Origin of the sequence: Burkholderia metallica (assembly GCF_001718555.1) — a bacterium.
Classification (GTDB): domain Bacteria; phylum Pseudomonadota; class Gammaproteobacteria; order Burkholderiales; family Burkholderiaceae; genus Burkholderia; species Burkholderia metallica.
Map to the genome: position 1 here is coordinate 75,238 of NZ_CP013402.1, position 16,464 is coordinate 91,701.

Below are 16,464 nucleotides of genomic sequence, written 5' to 3' on the forward strand. Positions count from 1 at the left end.
TATTCGGGAGGGGATGTTTGTAGGGCGAGTCCTACACGCGTGCACGCGTGAGCAGGCCGCCCGGACGGGCGCCGTGAAGAGAGCTGGAGAGGAAGGGAAAAAACGGCCGCCGGACGGCGGCCGCTCAGGCTTGCGGCGCCTGCGCCGCGCGCCGTCGGAGCGTATCGCGCGCGAGGCGCTCGGTGCGGTCGACCAGCGGTCCGAGCGCGGCCGGATCGCCGGACTGCACCGCGTCCTGCATGTCGCGCACCGCATCGGCCACCGCGTGCTCGTGGATCGTCGCGAACGCGCCGCGCAGCGAATGCAGTTCCGCCCTTAGCGCGGGCACGTCGCCACGCGCGAGCGCATCGCGAATCGCGGCAAGCGAACGATCGAGCGTGTCGCCGAACAACCGATGCACGTCCGGTGGCAACGGCCCTTCGGCCAGATCGACGAGCGTGCTTCGCACGGGCCGGCTGGCCGCCGCGACCTTCGCGAAGCGGCGCACGGTGCGGTCGATCGTGTCGAGCAGCACCGGCTTCACGAGCACCGCGACGATGCCGGCTTCCGCGCAGCGCGCGTGTTCGGCCGCGCTCGCATGCGCGGTGATCGCGATCACCGGCAGGTCGGGGTAGCGCGCGCGCAGCACGCGCGCGAGCGTGTAGCCGTCCATGCCGGGCATGTTCAGGTCAGTCATCACGAGGTCGTAGCGCGTGTCGGCGCAGCGGCGCAGCGCCGACGCGCCGTCGTCGGCCGCATCGGCCGCGTAGCCGAGCGTGACGAGCTGGCTCTGCTGCAGCGTGCGGTTCACCGGGTGATCGTCGACGACGAGCACGCGCGCGGCCAGCGCCGGCAGCGCCGCGACGGTGCTGGCGTCCGCGTCGGCGGTGTCGGCGCGGTGCCGCGCGATTTCCGCGTCGGTCGCCGCGCGCAGCGGCAGCGTGACGACGAACGTGCTGCCTTCGCCGGGCGCGCTCTTCACGTCGATCGCGCCGTCCATCATCTGCGTGAGGTGCTTCGTCAGCGCGAGCCCGAGCCCTGTGCCGCCGTAGCGGCGCGTGATCGACGTATCGGCCTGCGTGAACGGCCGGAACAGCGCCGCGCGCTGCGCGTCGGTCATGCCGATGCCCGTGTCGCTCACGCCGATCACGACGGGCGACGCCGGGTCCGCGTCGTCGCGCAGATAGACTTCGAGCGTCACGTCGCCGCGGTCGGTGAACTTGATCGCGTTGCCGACGAGGTTCGCGGCGATCTGCCGGATCCGCACCGGATCGCCGACGTAGCGCGACGCGAGCGCATCGTCGACGATGACGTCGTACTGCAGCCCCTTCGCCGTCGCGAGCGGCTCGAACATCGCGCCGGTCTGCTCGATCGCTTCCGCGAGATCGAACGGGATCGTCTCGATCGTCATCTGGCCGGCCTCGATCTTCGACAGGTCGAGGATGTCGCTGATCAGGTTCAGCAGCACCGACGACGCGCCCTCGACCGTCTGCAGCCGCTCGCGCTGCGTGTCGGCGAGCGGCTCGCGGCCGATCAGTTCGAGGTTGCCGAGGATCGCGTTGAGCGGCGTGCGGATTTCATGGCTCATCGTCGCGAGGAACGCCGATTTCGCGTCGTTCGCGGCGTCGGCCGCGCGCAGCGCCTCGTCCAGCTTGCGCTCGATGTTCTTCTGCGACGTGATGTCGGAGAAGTTGCACAGCACGACGTCCGCGTCGCGGTAGCGGGTGCGCACGAGATTGACGAGCAGGTCGACGGTTTCGTCGCCGCCAGTCGGCAGCGTGACGTGCAGGTCGGACTGCCACGCGCTCGCGCCGGGCGACGCGTCGAAGCGCGCCAGCAGCCGCGCCGCGAGCGACGGCGCGGCGGCGATGCGTGCGTCGTACGCGCGCATCGTGTCGTTCTGCAGCAGCACCGCGCCGTCGGCGAGCGACAGCAGCGCGATGCCGGACGGCGCGGCTTCGACGATCGTCCGGTTCAGGTTCTCGCTTTCGACCACGCGGCGCGTGCGCGCATCGTCGGGTATCAGCACGCGGCGGTCGAACAGCACCAGCAGCGCCCACACGAGCACGAGCGCGGCCACCATCACCGCGACGTACCAGCCGGCCTGCAGGCCGACCGCGGCGACGAGCGAGCGCAGCGTGAACGCCTGCACGATCGTCCAGTCGGTATCGGGGATCGGCTGGCTCAGCGCGAACAGGCCGTCGGCGTAGGTGGAGCGCGGGCCGCTGCCGGCGGCCGCGCGGGGGCCGGCGGCGACGCGTTTCAGCGTCGCGAGCGTGGCCGCATCGCTCACGGCCGCGCCGGTGCGCAGCAGCGTGTTGCCCTGCGCGTCGGCGATGATCGCGCCGTTGGTCGCGTACTCGGTGGTCAGGCGCGTGCGCAGCACGTCGACGGGCAGCGTCGACACGAGCACCTCGAACGGCTGGCCGCCCGCGTACGCGGCGCCGACGAGCCGGAACACGTCGCGCCGCTGCACCGGATCGTAAGCGGGCGCGTGCCATACGTACCGGCCGGCGGCGGGCGGTTCGAGGCCGGCCGCGACCTGCGCGAGCAACGCCGACGCGCCGGCTGCGCCCGCTGCCGGCGACCCCGCGGGGGGGGCCGGGATCACCAGCGCGAAGCGGCGATCGGGGCGGTACACGTAACCCGCGACGGCGCGCTCGGCGTCGTGATTCGCGAGATACGCGCCGACGCGATAGGTGAGGTCGCTCGCCATCGCGAGATCGCGCTCGTACGACGCTGCGGGCGTGGCCGGCGACAGATCGGCGAGCACCAGCATCGACGGGATGCGGTCGCTGCCTTTCAGTTCGAGCCGGCCATGCCCGGCGTCGAGTTCGGCGACGAGCGCCGGGTCGGTCACGCGCGTGTCGTGGAACGCCTCGTCGTGCGTGACGATCGCGGCCATGCCGGTCATGCGCAGCTTGAATTCGAACTGGACGAGGAAGTGGCGCACGGCGAACGCGGTGTAGCGTTCGTGGATGGTTTCCTTCGCAACTGCATACAGCATCAGGCCGCTGGCGAGCAGGATCGCGATCGTGACGGCGAGGCCGCCGCCATAGAGCAGCGCACGCTGCCGGCGGCCGACCGGCGGGCGGGAAGTGGGCGCGGCGCGGGCGGCCGGCTGCGGGCGATCGGGTGCGGCGCGGTGGTCCATCGGGAGCGGGGAGTCGGCCAGGGTTCCGCCATGATAATGGAGTCGGACCAGTTTCCATGCTGCACGGCGGCAGCACGGACCTGCGCGTGCGCGGCCGGGCGTTCAGCGCAGGCCGTCGATGTCGTGCAGCGTGCCGGGCCCGTCGGCCTCGTCGGCCATGTCGGCTTCGTCGTTCCCGCCGGTGTCGCCCGGTTCGCACATCACGAGCCGATAGCCGACGCCGTACATCGTCATCAGCCGCACGCCGTGCCGGCCGTCGAGTTCGAGCCGGTCGCGCAGCGTGGCGACGTGCGTATCGACGCGGCGGCTCGCCGTCGCGACGAGCGAGCCCCACACGAGCTGGCTCAGGTGCGCGCGTCCGAGCGCGCGGCCCATGTTCAGGAAGAACGCGGTCGCGATCTGGAAGTGCTTCTCGGTCAGCACGTGCTCGCGGCCGGCGACGCGGATCGTGCGTTCGGCCGCGTCGAACTCGAAGCGGCCGACGCGCCAGTGCCGGTGATGCGTGGCCCGGTGGTGGGACCACCGCAGCCACGTCGACACGCTCGTGACGAGCAGCTCGGGTGACGACGCATAGGGCAGGTGCTCGTTGGCGCCCGCCGCGAAGCAGACGGCGCGTGCCGCTTCGTCGTCGCGCTGGCTGATCGACAGAATCGGCGCGGTATCGGAAAAGCGTGCGCGCAGTGTGCGGATCGCTTCGAGCGTGCGGAAGCACGCCGATTCGCACTGCACGACGAACAGGTCGAACGGCCGCGCGTCGCATGCGGACAGCAGATCGGGCAGATATTCGAAGCGGGTGGGGCGGTAGCCGGATTTCCGGAGGATGTCGTCGATGCGCAGACGGTCGTAGCCGTAGCCGGCGCGGCGCAGGCGATCGTCGAACGCGTGGCGGCTCGGGTGGTCGATCGTCAGAATTGCGATGGCGAGCGGAGATGCGTCGGTCACGATGCAACGCCTTCGAAAAAAAGATCCCGCCGGGATGGGCGGGACAAATATCGACTATGGAAACCCAACCGCTCACATCCTGGCAGCGAGCGGCAGGTGAGGCCATTGTCGCGGCTTCGGTATCGCTAGAACATCGGCCCAGTCCGAAATTGGGCGGTTTTTCGGCATGTTTTTCCGGAAAGCGCGGGCGGCGCCGCGATTTAGGACGGGGCTGACAGTCGTCGGCGGTGTTATCGGACCAAGGGCAGCGTCGTCGTGCCGACAATGTGACGGAACCTGCGTGGCGCGGCGGCGTGATCGTGTCGTTGCGCACGCAACCTTGCCGCCGATGGGCGTGCCGTGCGCGAGATGTCGTGCGTCGGCCGCGCATTTCGTGCATTCCGTGCATTTCGCCTGTCGTCCGTTTCCGCCCTCGATGATGAAACCTTCTCTCCGCGTCGCCGTGCTGTTCGCGTGGCTCGCACTCAGCCTGACCGGCACGGCATTCGTCACGTCGCGCTTCGTCGCCGACGCGCACGACCGCTTCTTCCAGAATTCGAGCATCGTGATTCGCCTGCTCGCGCAGAAGGCCGCGCAGCACGAAGCGATCCTCGAGACGCTCGGCGCCACTGCGTTGCCCGCGCCGCCATCGACGATGCTCGACAGCCTGCGCACGCGCATGCCGCAGCTCGACGCGCTTGCGCACTGGCGGCGCGGCGCCGGCTGGCTCGGCACGGGCGGCCCGTTGCCCGTCGGCGCACCTGCGCGCGACGGCGCCGCGGCGTTTTCGCTGACGTTCGACGCAGACGGCGGCTACTGGCTCGCTGGCGATACCGGATGGGCGGTGCTGATCGATCCGCGCCGGTTGCTGCAGCCGGGCGACTGGCCCGATGCGCTGTCGTCGGCGACGCTGCAACTGCGTGACCGCAAGTTCGAGCTGTTGCAGCGCCCGACGCCCGCGACGCCGTTCGGCTGGACGATGCGCGTGGAGAAGCGCCTGCCTGCGCAGCCGCAGGCTTTCGTGCTGACGACCACGCGCACGCTGACCCTAGCCGACCTGCCGTGGCTGCCGATCGCGCTGTGGAACGCGGTGGCCGTGCTGCTCGTCGCGGGCGCGCTCGGCGCGTGGCGCTTGCGGGAAGCGCGGCGGCGCGAACATGCGCGCGAGCGGATCGACCGCTTCGGCCGCCTCGACACGCTCGGCGAGATGGCGGCGGGAATCGCGCACGAACTCAACCAGCCGCTGACCGCGATCGTCGCGCATACGCGCGCGGCCGAACGCATGCTCGACCTGCCGGCCGAACGCGACGGCGTGCGCCGCGCGCTGCAGTCGAGCGTCGCGCAGGCCAAGCGCGCGGCGGCGATCCTCGACCGGCTGCGCGGCGCGATGACGTCCGCCGGCGGCGGACGCGCGCACGCGCTCGATCCCGACGCGGTGATGAATGCGGTGCTGTTCCTGCATCGCGACGAGCTCGCGCGCGAAGGCATCACGCTGCAATGGCACAACGCTGCGCCGCGCGCCGCGCCGGTGGCCGAGCCGGTCGCGGTCGAGCAGATCCTGCACAACCTGATCCGCAATGCGCGCGACGCGCTGGCCGGCACACCGTTCGGCGAGATCCGCATCAGCGGCGGCCGCTCGGGGCGCCACTATCGCTTCAGCGTCGTCGACAACGGCCCCGGCGTGCCGGACGACGCGCTGCCGCGCCTGTTCGAGCCGTTCTTCACGACGCGCGAAAACGGGCTCGGCCTCGGGCTGCCGCTGTGCGACACGCTCGCACAGCGGCAGGACGGCTCGCTGATGATCCGGAACCGGCCGTCGGGCGGCGTCGAGGCGACGCTGCTGTTGCCGCTGGCAGAGGAGGCCCGCGCATGAACGGGACACAATCGATGCCGCCCGACGGGCCGATCGTCGCGATCGTCGACGACGACGAACCGGTGCGCGACGGCCTTGCGCTGCTGCTGCGCACGGTCGGGCTGCCGACGCGCTGCTATGCGGACGCCCACGCGTTTCTCGCCGACGCCGACGACCGCGCGCTCGGCTGCGTGCTGCTCGACCTGCGCATGCCGGGCATGAGCGGCCTCGACGCGCTCGACCGGTTGAGCGCGCGGCGCGCGCTGCCGGTGATCGTGCTGACGGGCCACGGCAACGTCGATGCATGCCGGCGCGCGTTCAAGCGCGGCGCGAGCGACTTCCTGCGCAAGCCCGTCGACGACGACGAACTGATCGACGCCGTGCAGCAGGCGATCCGCCAGCACGAGAACCGGCGCGACGGCGACGGCGAGGAGCAGGCGCGCGCGGCGCGGGTCGCGACGCTGAGCATGCGCGAGCGGGAGGTGCTCGACGGCATCGTGCGCGGCCACAGCAACAAGGAAATCGCGCGTGAGCTCGGGCTGTCGCCGCGCACCGTGGAGACGTATCGCGCGAACGAGTTCGACAAGCTGCACGCAGCGTCGCTCGTCGAACTCGTGCGCGACTATGCGGCGTTCGCGGCGGCGTCGCCTCCGTAGCGCTACGGAGGCGCAACCCGTAGGCGAACGGGTTCTGCGAATGCGGTGCGCTCCCTACGATGACGTTTTCCACGAATCATCGAGAAGGACGCATTTTCATGATCAAATATTTTGCTCTGCCGTCGTCGTTCGCACTGCTGTTCTCGGGTGCCGCATTGGCCGACACGATCGCACCGGAAACGAAGAAGCAGGACCTGAGCGACGCGGGCTACTACGCCACCGCGCGCGTGGTCGGCGCGTTCGACAACGCGACCAACATGGAGCTGACGAGCCCGCGCGTGACGAATCGCGTCGGCGGCCCCGACGGCAATTCGAGCGTGACCGGTGCGGTGGCGCTCGGCTACCAGTTCGGCAACGGCTGGCGCGCGGAAGGCGAATACACGTTCAAGCGCACCGACAACTTCGTCAGCTACTGGGCGCCGTTCGACGCGAATGCGAACGAGTTCCACGTGTCCTCGCAGCGCCTGATGCTGAACGGCTACAAGGATTTCGATCTCGGCCGCGGTTTCTCGGTGTACGGCACGCTCGGCGTCGGCGTGGCGATCGTGTCGGCCGACGGCTGGCAGACCAACGACACGCGCCGCTTCGCGTCGCGCACGCAGACCAACCTCGCGTATTCGGCCGGTGCGGGCGTCAGCTATGCGATCAACAAGCGCTTCTCGATCGATGTCGGGTATCGCTATGTCGACATGGGCAACGTCGAGACCGGTTACAACACGTTCGCGAACCGCGTGCTCGCGCGCGACGAGCAGCTGAAGTCGAAACTGTCGTCGAACGAGGTGTTCATCGGCCTGCGCGGCCGGTTCTGAACGTGTCCCGATCGGCCCGGTACGGGCGGGCCGGCGAGCGCGACGGGCGTTCGCGATGATCGACGGGATCGATGTGCGTCGCGGCGCGCTTCAGGTTCGCGCATCCGGCGCGGCCGTTCGCTCGCCGGTAGGACCAGGCTGACGGTATCGACGCACCGATCGGGCCTGGTCCGATTTACGACGCGCGGCACGACCGGCGATACTCGCCATCATCGATTCACTCTACGGGAGCGCGGGTCGTCACGGCGGACGTCGTGCAGTGCCGCGTCAACATCATCATGGGCATGCAGGACATCACCGGCGTTTTCGCGCTACCGCTCGCGCATCCATATTCCGACGTGCCGCCGCCGTATGGCCGGCGGCGCACGCCGTTCGTCCCGAGCCGGCGGCCCCGGCCGGGCGTGTTCGATCTGCGCGTGACGCGCGAGGCGCCGCGCGTCGCCGCGGTCCAGGCGGCGGATTTCGGCTCCGAGAATCGCGCGTGGGCGGCGTCGCGTACCCGCCGCCGGTGGCGGCCGACGCTGATGGCGATGCTCGTCGGCCTCGTGTTCGGCTCCGTATGTGTCGCGGCGACGCACATCATCGACAACCGCAAGCGTGCGCCGTCATCGGACACGTTCTACGAGGCTGCAATCTCGATGATGCCGGAGGCGGCCGTCGCGGCGCCGGTCGCCGCCGTCATCCCGCCGGAAAGCATCCAGCCTGGACCGGATCGGCAGGAATCATTCGCAATGCGGACGGATAGGCCGGCCGCGCAGGACGCGGGCGACGTCGTCACGACTGTTGCGCCCGCCGACGCATCGAAACCGGCGACGCCGACGCAGCGCAAGCACGCCCGCATCGCCCCGGCCCGCTCGCCGGCGGCGGCATCGACGGCCTCGGTTACGCCGGCCGCCGCGAGTGCCGCCGCGCCGAAGGTGCGGGCGGCGGCGCGCCATGACGACGCGGCGCTTGCCGCTGCATCGTCGTCCGGCTCGGCCGCGGCGGTCGGGATGACCGCCGCCGAGTTCACGCGCTGGCTTGCCGCGACGCGCGAACCCGTGCGCCAGTCCGCGCAGATCGCAACCCCCGCCGACACGGGCGTGGCCTTCACCGACCATCCGCGCCTGATCGAACCCTGAGATCCGTGCGACGAGCGAACGGCGCTACGCGCGCCGGGCTCGCCCTGCGCACGGCCGGACGCCGCCCGCCCGGCCGCCCGCCGACCCGATTCCGCGTCCCGATCGCGCCGCGTACGGCGAACTGGACACGTCCGCACCGCTGCTGTACTGTTCCGCACAATTCGCGCCAGACCGGCCCGCGCCGGCGCCGCCGGCCCCCTCGCCGGCCGGTGGCGCGACGCGATCTCAATCCGGGGACAGGTCGATGGACACGTTACAGATGATGCGCATTTTCGTCCGGGTGGCGGAGGAGGGCAGCTTCACGAGCGCGGCCCAGCGCCTGGACATCACGACGGCCTATGCGTCGCGGTCGGTCGCGCAGCTCGAAACGCATCTGCGCACGCGCCTGCTCAACCGGAGCACGCGCCGCATCGCGCTGACCGACGCCGGGCAGCGGTATCTCGACCGCTGCCAGCGCATCCTCGGCTATATCGAAGAAGCGGAAGCCGAGGCGGCCGACGCACAGGCGAAGCCGTCCGGGCGGCTGCATGTTCACGCGACGACGAGCTTCGGCCAGGCCTACGTGGTGCCCGCGGTCGTGCGTTACCGGCAGCGCTATCCGTCGGTCGCGGTCGAGCTGACGCTGTCGCAGCACGTGCCCGACATCATCGACGAAGGCTACGACGTGTCGCTGCAACTGAGCGCGACGGAGCTGCCCGATTCGGGGCTCGTTTCGCAGCGGCTCGGCGAGGTGCACAGCGTGCTGTGCGCGTCGCCCGCGTATCTGAAGGAGCGCGGCACGCCGCGCACGGTGCGCGAGCTCGACGGCCATGCGTGCCTGCAGATCGTCACGCCGGTGTTTCCGCGCGATCGCTGGCATCTCGAGGGCCCCGACGGCCCCGAGACGTTCGACCTGCCGCCTCCGGATTTCCAGGTGAACATCGCCGATGCGCTCGGCGCCGCGCTGCGCGCCGGCCTCGGCATCGGTTCGCTGCCGATGTCGTCGGCGCTGCCCGCGCTCGCGAGCGGCGCGCTGGTGCGCGTCCTGCCCGACTACCGGCTGCAGAAGCTGACCGTCTACACGCTGTATGCGTCGCGCCAGTATCTCGATGCGAAGATCCGCACGTTCGTTGATTTCCTGCGCGAATGCGTGCCTGAAATGCTGGCCGCCGACGAGGCTGCGCTGAACGCTTCCTGCAAGTCCTGAAGTCGGATCTTCGGCGCGCGACCACGCGGTCGCGCATCGATCGATAAAATAATACGCACTCCTTTATTCGATGCAGATCTTGATGCAGCTGTCGACCGCATTGTCATGACGGCCCCGGGGCATTGATGCCCGGATAACCGGCATGCCCTTATGAAAGCGCTTGCTTTCGATATCGAACATCGTTGGTTCGGCGCGCGGCGCCGACCCCCTAGAATCGGTTCGACCGGCTTCATCGCATGTACGCGCAAAGCCGCATCCTCTTCATCGAATCCGAAACGACATGGCAGACGAACACTCGACCACCCGCCGCCGGCTCCTGCATGCCGGGCTGGCCATCGCGGCGGGCGCCGCCGTGGCTCCGGGCCTCGCGCTGGCGGGCACGGCCGGCGCGCGCACGTTGCGCATCGGCTATCAGAAAGGGCCGCTCAGCTTGCTGAAGGCGCGCGGCACGCTGCAGGGCAAACTCGCGACGCTCGGCGTGACCGTCACGTGGACCGAGTTTCCGTCGGGGCCGCCGCAGCTCGAGGCGTTGAACGCGGGATCGATCGACTTCGGCGACGTCGGCGAAGCGCCGCCCGTCTTCGCGCTCGCGGCCGGCGCGCCGCTCGTCTACTACGCGCAGACGCCGGCCGGTCCCGCGGCCGAAGCCGTGGTCGTCGCGAAGGATTCGCCGGTCAGGACCTTCGCGGACCTGCGCGGCAAGCGCATCGCGCTGGTGAAGGGATCGAACACGCACTTCCTGCTGGTCAGGCTGTTGCAGGCCGCGAAGCTCGACCGTTCGGACGTCACGCCGGTGTGGCTGTCGCCGTCCGATGCGCGCGCGGCATTCGAGAACCGCTCGGTCGATGCATGGATCATCTGGGACCCGTTCCTTGCGGTGGTCCAGCAGGCGTTCGACGCGCGCATCGTCGCGGACGGCACGGGCCTCGTCGAGAACCGCGGCTACTACTTCGCGTCGCGCACGTATGCGCAGCGCAACGCCGACGTGCTCGATGCCGCCGTGCAGGAACTGGCGACGGTCCAGCGCTGGCTCGATGCGAACCGCGCGCAGGGCGCAGCCGAATTCTCGAAGCTCTGGGGGATTCCGGAGCCCGCCGTCGCGCTCGCGTTCCGCCGCGCGCGCTTCGGCGTCGAGCCCGTCACGCGCGACACGCTCGCGTACCAGCAGCGCGTCGCCGACGTGTTCTACCAGGCCGGCATCCTGCCGAAACGCGTCGACGTCAGCCAGGCTGCGCCGCCCGCGCTCGCGTAACGGCGCGGCCGGCCACCGGCCGGATACGCGCTCAACGGCGGAACGGCAGCGCGACGTCGTCCGGAATCGGGCACACGTACGGCCGGCCGCCGCGCCGCTCGAGCAGCTCCGCCTTCGCCTGCGCGAGCGTGTCCGGCGCGCCGAGCAGGTCGATCGCGGTCGCGGCCATCGTCTTCGCCGCGAGCAGCATCCCCTTGTGCGCGAGCGGCGTCTTGCCTTGCGCGACCCATTGCCACGAATGCGGCGGCGTGCCGAACGCGTAGCAGCTCGTGTGGCACTGCGCGGTCGGCGTGACCCAGCTCACGTCCCCGACGTCAGTCGAGCCGCAGATCGGGCGGCCCTTGCCCGGCTCGTACGGATCGATGCCGTCGAACAGCGCCTTCGGGTTGCGCCACGCCTGGTTCAGCGAACGCGACGACGTTTCGATATCCTGAGCAGTCAGCGTCTGGCGCTGGTACGCATCGGCGAGCGCCGCATCGTCCGCGTCGAAGCCGGCGGTGCCGATCGACTGCAGATGCCGGTACATGACCTGGTTCAGCACGGTGTTTTCCAGCAGGTTCGAGCACGCCTTGTCGAACACGATCTCGAGCCGGCAATCGGTCATCAACGCCGCGCCGCGCGCGACGTTCTTCACGCGCTCGAACAGGTCGGCCGCCTGGTCGTTGCGGGCCGCGCGCACCAGGTACAGCACTTCCGCATTGGCCTGCACGACGTTCGGCGACAGGCCGCCGGTGTTCGTCACCGCGTAGTGCACGCGCGCTTCGGGCAGCATGTGTTCGCGCAGGTAGTTCACGCCCACGTTCATCAGCTCGACCGCATCCAATGCGCTGCGGCCGAGGTGCGGCGACGCGGCGGCATGCGACGCCTTGCCGGTGAAGCGGAAGTACGCCTGGATGTTCGCGAGCGAACCGGCCGGGAAGATGCCCGTGTACACGTGCGGGTGCCACGACAGCGCGGCGTCGAGATCGTCGAACACGCCCGCGCGCGCCATGAAGGTCTTGCCCGACCCGCCTTCCTCGGCGGGGCAGCCGTAGAAGCGGACGGTGCCGGGCTGGCCCGTGCGTTCCAGGTGCGCCTTCACCGCGGCCGCGGCGAGATGCGCGGCCGTGCCGAGCAGGTGGTGGCCGCAGCCGTGGCCGTTGCCGTTCGAGATTTCGCCCGACGGCTGGCAGGTGAGGGCGCCCGCTTCCTGGCTGAGCCCGGACAGCGCGTCGTATTCGCCGAGGATGCCGATGACGGGGCCGCCGTTGCCGGCTTCGGCGACGAACGCGGTCGGAATGTCGGCCACGCCGCGCGTCACGCGAAAGCCGGCTTGCTCCAGCATCCGGACGTGCAGGTCGGTCGATGCGAATTCCTCGTAGCGCAGCTCCGCGAGATTCCAGATCCGGTCGGACAGCTCGGTGAATTGCGCACGCTGGCTGTCGATGAAGTCGAGGGCGAGTGAAGTCATGAATTGCTCCTGTGAAGAGGCTGGCGCGGTCAGAATTTCTGCCGGAGGCCAAGGGCGAAGACGGTGCTGCTCATGCCGGGCGCGGACATCGGTGCGGAGCCGAACGACAGCGCCGACTGTCCGGTGTTCCTGAAGCCGCCGAGCCGGACGTACACACCGGTGAGCTTCGAGAACTGGTAGTCGTAGCCGAGCAGCGCGCCGAGCGCGTGGCTCGGCTGGCCGGCGATCGTGCGATATGCCAGATCGGCGCGCATCGCGTGCGGGCCGCGCTGCCAGATCGCACCGAGTGAATAGACCTGCGCGACGAGCGTGCCGGGCGCGGTGGGGCGCATCAGCGTGTACGCGAACGACGCGAGCGTCGGGCCGAACGCATACGACGCGCTGGCCATCACCGAGTCGGTGCGCGGGCCGTCGGGGGCGCCGCCCGGCGTCGACGACGTCGCGGCCCAGATCGCGTTGTAGGCCGCGCTCAGCATCACCGGGCCGTGCGCGAAATTGGCGACGGCGCCGGCATTGCTCGCGATCGGGCTTGCGCCGGCCGCGTTGCGAAACGCGTAGAGCACGGTGACGTCGAGCCCGCCGTAGGTCGGCGTCTTGTAGCTGACCGCGTTCTCGATGCGTCCGGGCAGCGATGCGGCGCCGCGCCCGAGGTCGCTGCCGATCAGCGCGGTACTCGCGAACGGCGACAACTGGCCGACGAGATAGAACGGATCGGCCGCTTCGGGCACGATCGCCGGATACTGCTTGCCGAGCTTGAGCGTCCCCCAGTCGGCGGAGCCGATCGCGACGTTGGCTTCGCGGTTGTAGAACGACGCCGCGCTTTGCGGGCGGCCGGACATCAGGTCGAAGCCGCTTTCGAGGCGGAAGCTCGCGCGCAGGCCGCCGCCGAGATCCTCGCTGCCGATGAAGCCGAAGCGCGACGTCGACGCGCCCCCGCTCATCAGGCCGATGCTCGTCCGGCTGCCGATGCGCGCGTATTGGAGGAAGCTGTCGAGCGCGCCGTAGATCTGTACGTTGGCACGGGCCGGCGCGGCCCACATGCAGGTTGCCGCCGCGCAGCACGCGGCCATCAGGGTTGAATTGCGCACGTTCGTCTCGTGGTGTCGCCATCGTCGGCGCGCGAATCGCAGGCGTGCAACGGCCCGCCCGCGTACGCGTCGACGTCGCGGATTCCTTGGTCTGTTCGGGAGTGGCGGTGCCGGTACCCGGCGTCGCCGTGAATGAAGCGGTGGGCCGTTCAGCGGCCGTCGTCGTGCGAGTCGGCCGGGCGTTCGCGGAAGCGCCACAGCGCGATCATGCTGACGGCGCCGCACGCGAGCACGTACCACGCGGGCGACATCGGGTCGTCGGTGCGATGCAGGAGCCACGTGACGTTGAATTGCGCGAAGCCGCCGAAGATCGTCACGCCGAAGCTGTAGATCGTCGCGAGCGCGGTGGCGCGCACGCGCGGCGGGAACGCCTCCATGATCAGCAGCAGGAATGCGGAACTGCCCGCGGTGGCGAACGCCATCACGACGGTGACGATCGCGACCATCAGCCCGACCGACGGCGCCGCGATCAGCAGCCGGAACGCCGGGTACACGCACGCGAGCGACAGCAGCCACGTGACGGCGATCATCGGCTTGCGGCGCGGCAGCCGATCGATGATCCACAGCCCCGACACGAGCGCGGCGACGATCATCGCCAGCCCCGATGCGCAGCCGGCGAGCAGCGACGTCGCCATCGGCAGGTGCAGCGTGCGCACCGCGTAGGCCGGCATGTAGAACACGAAGATGTAGAGCGTGGACGTGCCGCCGATGATCATCAGCGTGCCGAGCACGACGCGGCCGAGGTAGCGCGTGAACACTTCGCGCGCCGCGCTGCCGCCGGTGTCGCGCGTCGACACGTGCGTTTCGTCGAGATGCCGGCGGATGTAGAAGCCGACCGGGCCGAGCAGCAGGCCGAGCAGGAACGGCACGCGCCAGCCCCAGCTTTCGAGCGCGTCGGCCGACAGCGCGGCCGACAGCAGCGCGCCGCTGAGCGCGCCGAGCAGCGCCGCGACGCCCTGGCTGATCATTTGCCAGCTCACCATGAAGCCGCGGCCGGCGAGCGGGCCCGATTCCATCAGGAAGGTGGTCGACGCGCCGATTTCGCCGCCGGCCGACAGGCCCTGCAGCAGCCGGCCGATCACGACCAGCACCGGCGCGACGACGCCGATGCGCGCATACGACGGGGTCAGCGCGATCAACGCGGTGCCCGCGATCATCAGCTGGATCGTCAGCGTCAGCGCCGCCCGCCGGCCCGCGCGGTCCGCGTAGTTGCCGATCAGGATGCCGCCGAGCGGGCGCATCACGAAGCCGACGCCGAACGTCGCCATCGCGAGGAGCAGCGGGCCGGCGCCCGAGTCGACGGGGAAGAACGTCTTGCCGATCAGCGCGGCGAAGTAGCTGAACACGGTGAAGTCGAACATCTCGAGCGCGTTGCCGGCCGAGGTGGCGATGATCGTCCGGGTCTGCGCCGAACGGCGGCGCGGGGCCGGCGGCGCGTCGACGAGCGGCGTGGCGGCGTCTTGCATCGGGGGTGTCTCCATGGGTATCGGTATCGTGAGCGCCGCGTGGATCGTCAGGCATCCCGCGAGCGCTGGCCGCATGTTAAGACCGGGCAAAACATCGCGATACGCGCAAATTTTTATCCTGATAACGTTTGTTTATCCCCTGATGCCTTTTGTCGGTTCAGTTCCAGTCGGGGGTGGTGTCGCGCAGGAATGCGGCCCGGCCGATGGCCACGCCGTGCCGCAGTAGACGCGGCAAGGGCCAAGTCGGATTTTTTGACAGTAATTGACCGCGCCGAAGAAGGGGAGCGCTATGATCTCATTCGCAATTTGACGCGCACACTGGGGAACCCGCATGAGTTCGGCACGCTCGCTCAACATCGGTATCACGATTGGTCTGCATCACGCGACGGAGAGTCTTTGGGTCAACGGCATCAAGCAGAATGCGTTGTATCTGATGAAACTCTTTCAGCACTCGCCGCTCCGTCATCGGGTGACCCTCGTCAACACGACGAACGTCAGGATTTCGTCGGAACTGCCGTGGGATCTCGATCAGTATCCGGTGTGCTCTTTCGACGATGCGAAAGACGCGCTCGATGTGCTGATCGAGCTCGGCGGGCAGATCGATACGCAGCAAACCGCTTATCTGCAGGCGCGCGGCACGAAGGTCGTGAGCTATTGCTGCGGGCCGGAATACGTGCACATGATGCAGGCGATGATTTTTGGCCGACGGCATGCGGAATCGGTATTGATCAACCAGCATTACGATCAGGTGTGGATCATTCCGCAGGTTGTCGAGACGAGTGCGAGCTTCTTCAGCGTGCTGCGACGCCAGCCGGTTCGCGAGGTGCCGTTCGTGTGGGATCCGATGTGCGTCGAAGAACGATCGGCCGCGCTTCCTCATCGCGGCGAGTATCGTCCGACCGGGCAACCCAAGCGGTTGTCCATCATGGAACCGAATATCGACGTGACCAAGTTCTGTCTCTATCCGCTGTTGATCGCGGAGCTGGGCTATCGGAAATGCGGTTCGAAGATCGCTTATGTGCATGCGACGAACACGGAGCACCTTGCAAACGGCAGTCCGGAATTCATCGGAATTGCCCATCATCTGGATCTGGTCCGGGATTCGAAGATCAGCTTTGTCGGCTATTACAGCACCCCTCAGTTTCTTTCGGAATTCACGGATATCGTGATTTCCCATCAATGGGGGCTGGCGCTCAATTATTTCTATTTCGATGTGTGCTGGAACGGCTACGCGCTGGTCCATAACGCTTCGCTCGTCAGCGAGCTTGGGTACTTCTATAACGAGAACGATGCGGAGGAAGGGGGCCGGCAACTCGAACGGGCAATCGAGCTTCACGACGAAAACTGGCAGGATTATCGTGACCGGCAGCGCGACATCATCGGTCGTTTCCTGTCGACAAACCCGAAGCAGGTCGAAGCCTATGACGAGCTGCTGCTCGGTCTCTTCGACGCGAATCGGTAGTCCGCAACAAGAAAAACAGGCGATCTGGATGAGTGAATCCCGGTCGGCGTAGCAGCAGAGGGGAGGGC

Annotated in this window: 12 protein-coding genes; 7 read left to right on the forward strand and 5 right to left on the reverse strand. The window is 68.9% G+C overall.

Annotated elements, in window-relative coordinates:
- Positions 1 to 124: 124 nt before the first annotated feature.
- Both WJ16_RS16345 and WJ16_RS16350 read right to left on the reverse strand, forming a co-directional pair.
- Positions 125 to 3,133 (reverse strand): hybrid sensor histidine kinase/response regulator, encoded by a 3,009-nt coding sequence (locus WJ16_RS16345; RefSeq protein WP_069258147.1) that lies wholly within the window; start codon positions 3,131 to 3,133, stop codon positions 125 to 127.
- A gap of 102 nt (positions 3,134 to 3,235) precedes the next feature.
- Positions 3,236 to 4,075 (reverse strand): response regulator transcription factor, encoded by an 840-nt coding sequence (locus tag WJ16_RS16350; RefSeq protein WP_069258148.1) that lies wholly within the window; start codon positions 4,073 to 4,075, stop codon positions 3,236 to 3,238.
- A 418-nt stretch (positions 4,076 to 4,493) separates the two neighbouring features.
- Between WJ16_RS16350 and WJ16_RS16355 the strand changes: the two genes are divergently transcribed.
- The 6 genes from WJ16_RS16355 to WJ16_RS16380 all read left to right on the forward strand — a co-directional run bounded on the left by WJ16_RS16355 (position 4,494) and on the right by WJ16_RS16380 (position 10,930).
- Positions 4,494 to 5,927, forward strand: a complete 1,434-nt coding sequence (locus WJ16_RS16355; protein WP_069258749.1) for a sensor histidine kinase — start codon at positions 4,494 to 4,496, stop codon at positions 5,925 to 5,927.
- Positions 5,924 to 6,562 carry a response regulator transcription factor gene (locus WJ16_RS16360; RefSeq protein ID WP_069258149.1) on the forward strand — a complete coding sequence of 213 codons (639 nt, stop codon included), beginning with the start codon at positions 5,924 to 5,926 and terminating at the stop codon, positions 6,560 to 6,562. The genes WJ16_RS16355 and WJ16_RS16360 overlap by 4 nt, the downstream gene beginning before the upstream one ends.
- Before the next feature lie 98 nt (positions 6,563 to 6,660).
- Positions 6,661 to 7,371, forward strand: a complete 711-nt coding sequence (locus tag WJ16_RS16365) for an outer membrane protein (protein WP_069258150.1) — start codon at positions 6,661 to 6,663, stop codon at positions 7,369 to 7,371.
- Positions 7,372 to 7,625: 254 nt separating this feature from the next.
- Positions 7,626 to 8,492 (forward strand): hypothetical protein, encoded by an 867-nt coding sequence (locus WJ16_RS16370; protein ID WP_208607007.1) that lies wholly within the window; start codon positions 7,626 to 7,628, stop codon positions 8,490 to 8,492.
- A 244-nt stretch (positions 8,493 to 8,736) separates the two neighbouring features.
- Positions 8,737 to 9,678, forward strand: a complete 942-nt coding sequence (locus WJ16_RS16375) for a LysR family transcriptional regulator (protein ID WP_069258151.1) — start codon at positions 8,737 to 8,739, stop codon at positions 9,676 to 9,678.
- A gap of 280 nt (positions 9,679 to 9,958) precedes the next feature.
- Positions 9,959 to 10,930: an aliphatic sulfonate ABC transporter substrate-binding protein gene (locus WJ16_RS16380; RefSeq protein ID WP_069258152.1), complete on the forward strand. Its 972-nt coding sequence runs from the start codon at positions 9,959 to 9,961 to the stop codon at positions 10,928 to 10,930.
- Positions 10,931 to 10,961: 31 nt separating this feature from the next.
- On the opposite strand, the gene WJ16_RS16385 is transcribed toward WJ16_RS16380, so the two are convergent.
- The 3 genes from WJ16_RS16385 to WJ16_RS16395 form a co-directional block, all read right to left on the reverse strand.
- Positions 10,962 to 12,380: a M20 family metallopeptidase gene (locus WJ16_RS16385; protein WP_069258153.1), complete on the reverse strand. Its 1,419-nt coding sequence runs from the start codon at positions 12,378 to 12,380 to the stop codon at positions 10,962 to 10,964.
- Between the two features lie 29 nt (positions 12,381 to 12,409).
- The gene (locus WJ16_RS16390) at positions 12,410 to 13,468 is read right to left on the reverse strand and encodes a porin (RefSeq protein WP_157126784.1); all 1,059 of its coding nucleotides are present in this window, start codon (positions 13,466 to 13,468) and stop codon (positions 12,410 to 12,412) included.
- 149 nt (positions 13,469 to 13,617) lie between these two features.
- Positions 13,618 to 14,949: an MFS transporter gene (locus tag WJ16_RS16395; protein ID WP_069258155.1), complete on the reverse strand. Its 1,332-nt coding sequence runs from the start codon at positions 14,947 to 14,949 to the stop codon at positions 13,618 to 13,620.
- A gap of 316 nt (positions 14,950 to 15,265) precedes the next feature.
- Here WJ16_RS16395 and WJ16_RS16400 point away from each other — a divergent pair, with 316 nt between their 5' ends.
- Complete coding sequence (locus WJ16_RS16400; protein WP_069258156.1) at positions 15,266 to 16,396, forward strand: DUF2827 domain-containing protein; 1,131 nt, start codon at positions 15,266 to 15,268, stop codon at positions 16,394 to 16,396.
- The last annotated feature ends 68 nt before the right edge of the window (positions 16,397 to 16,464 follow it).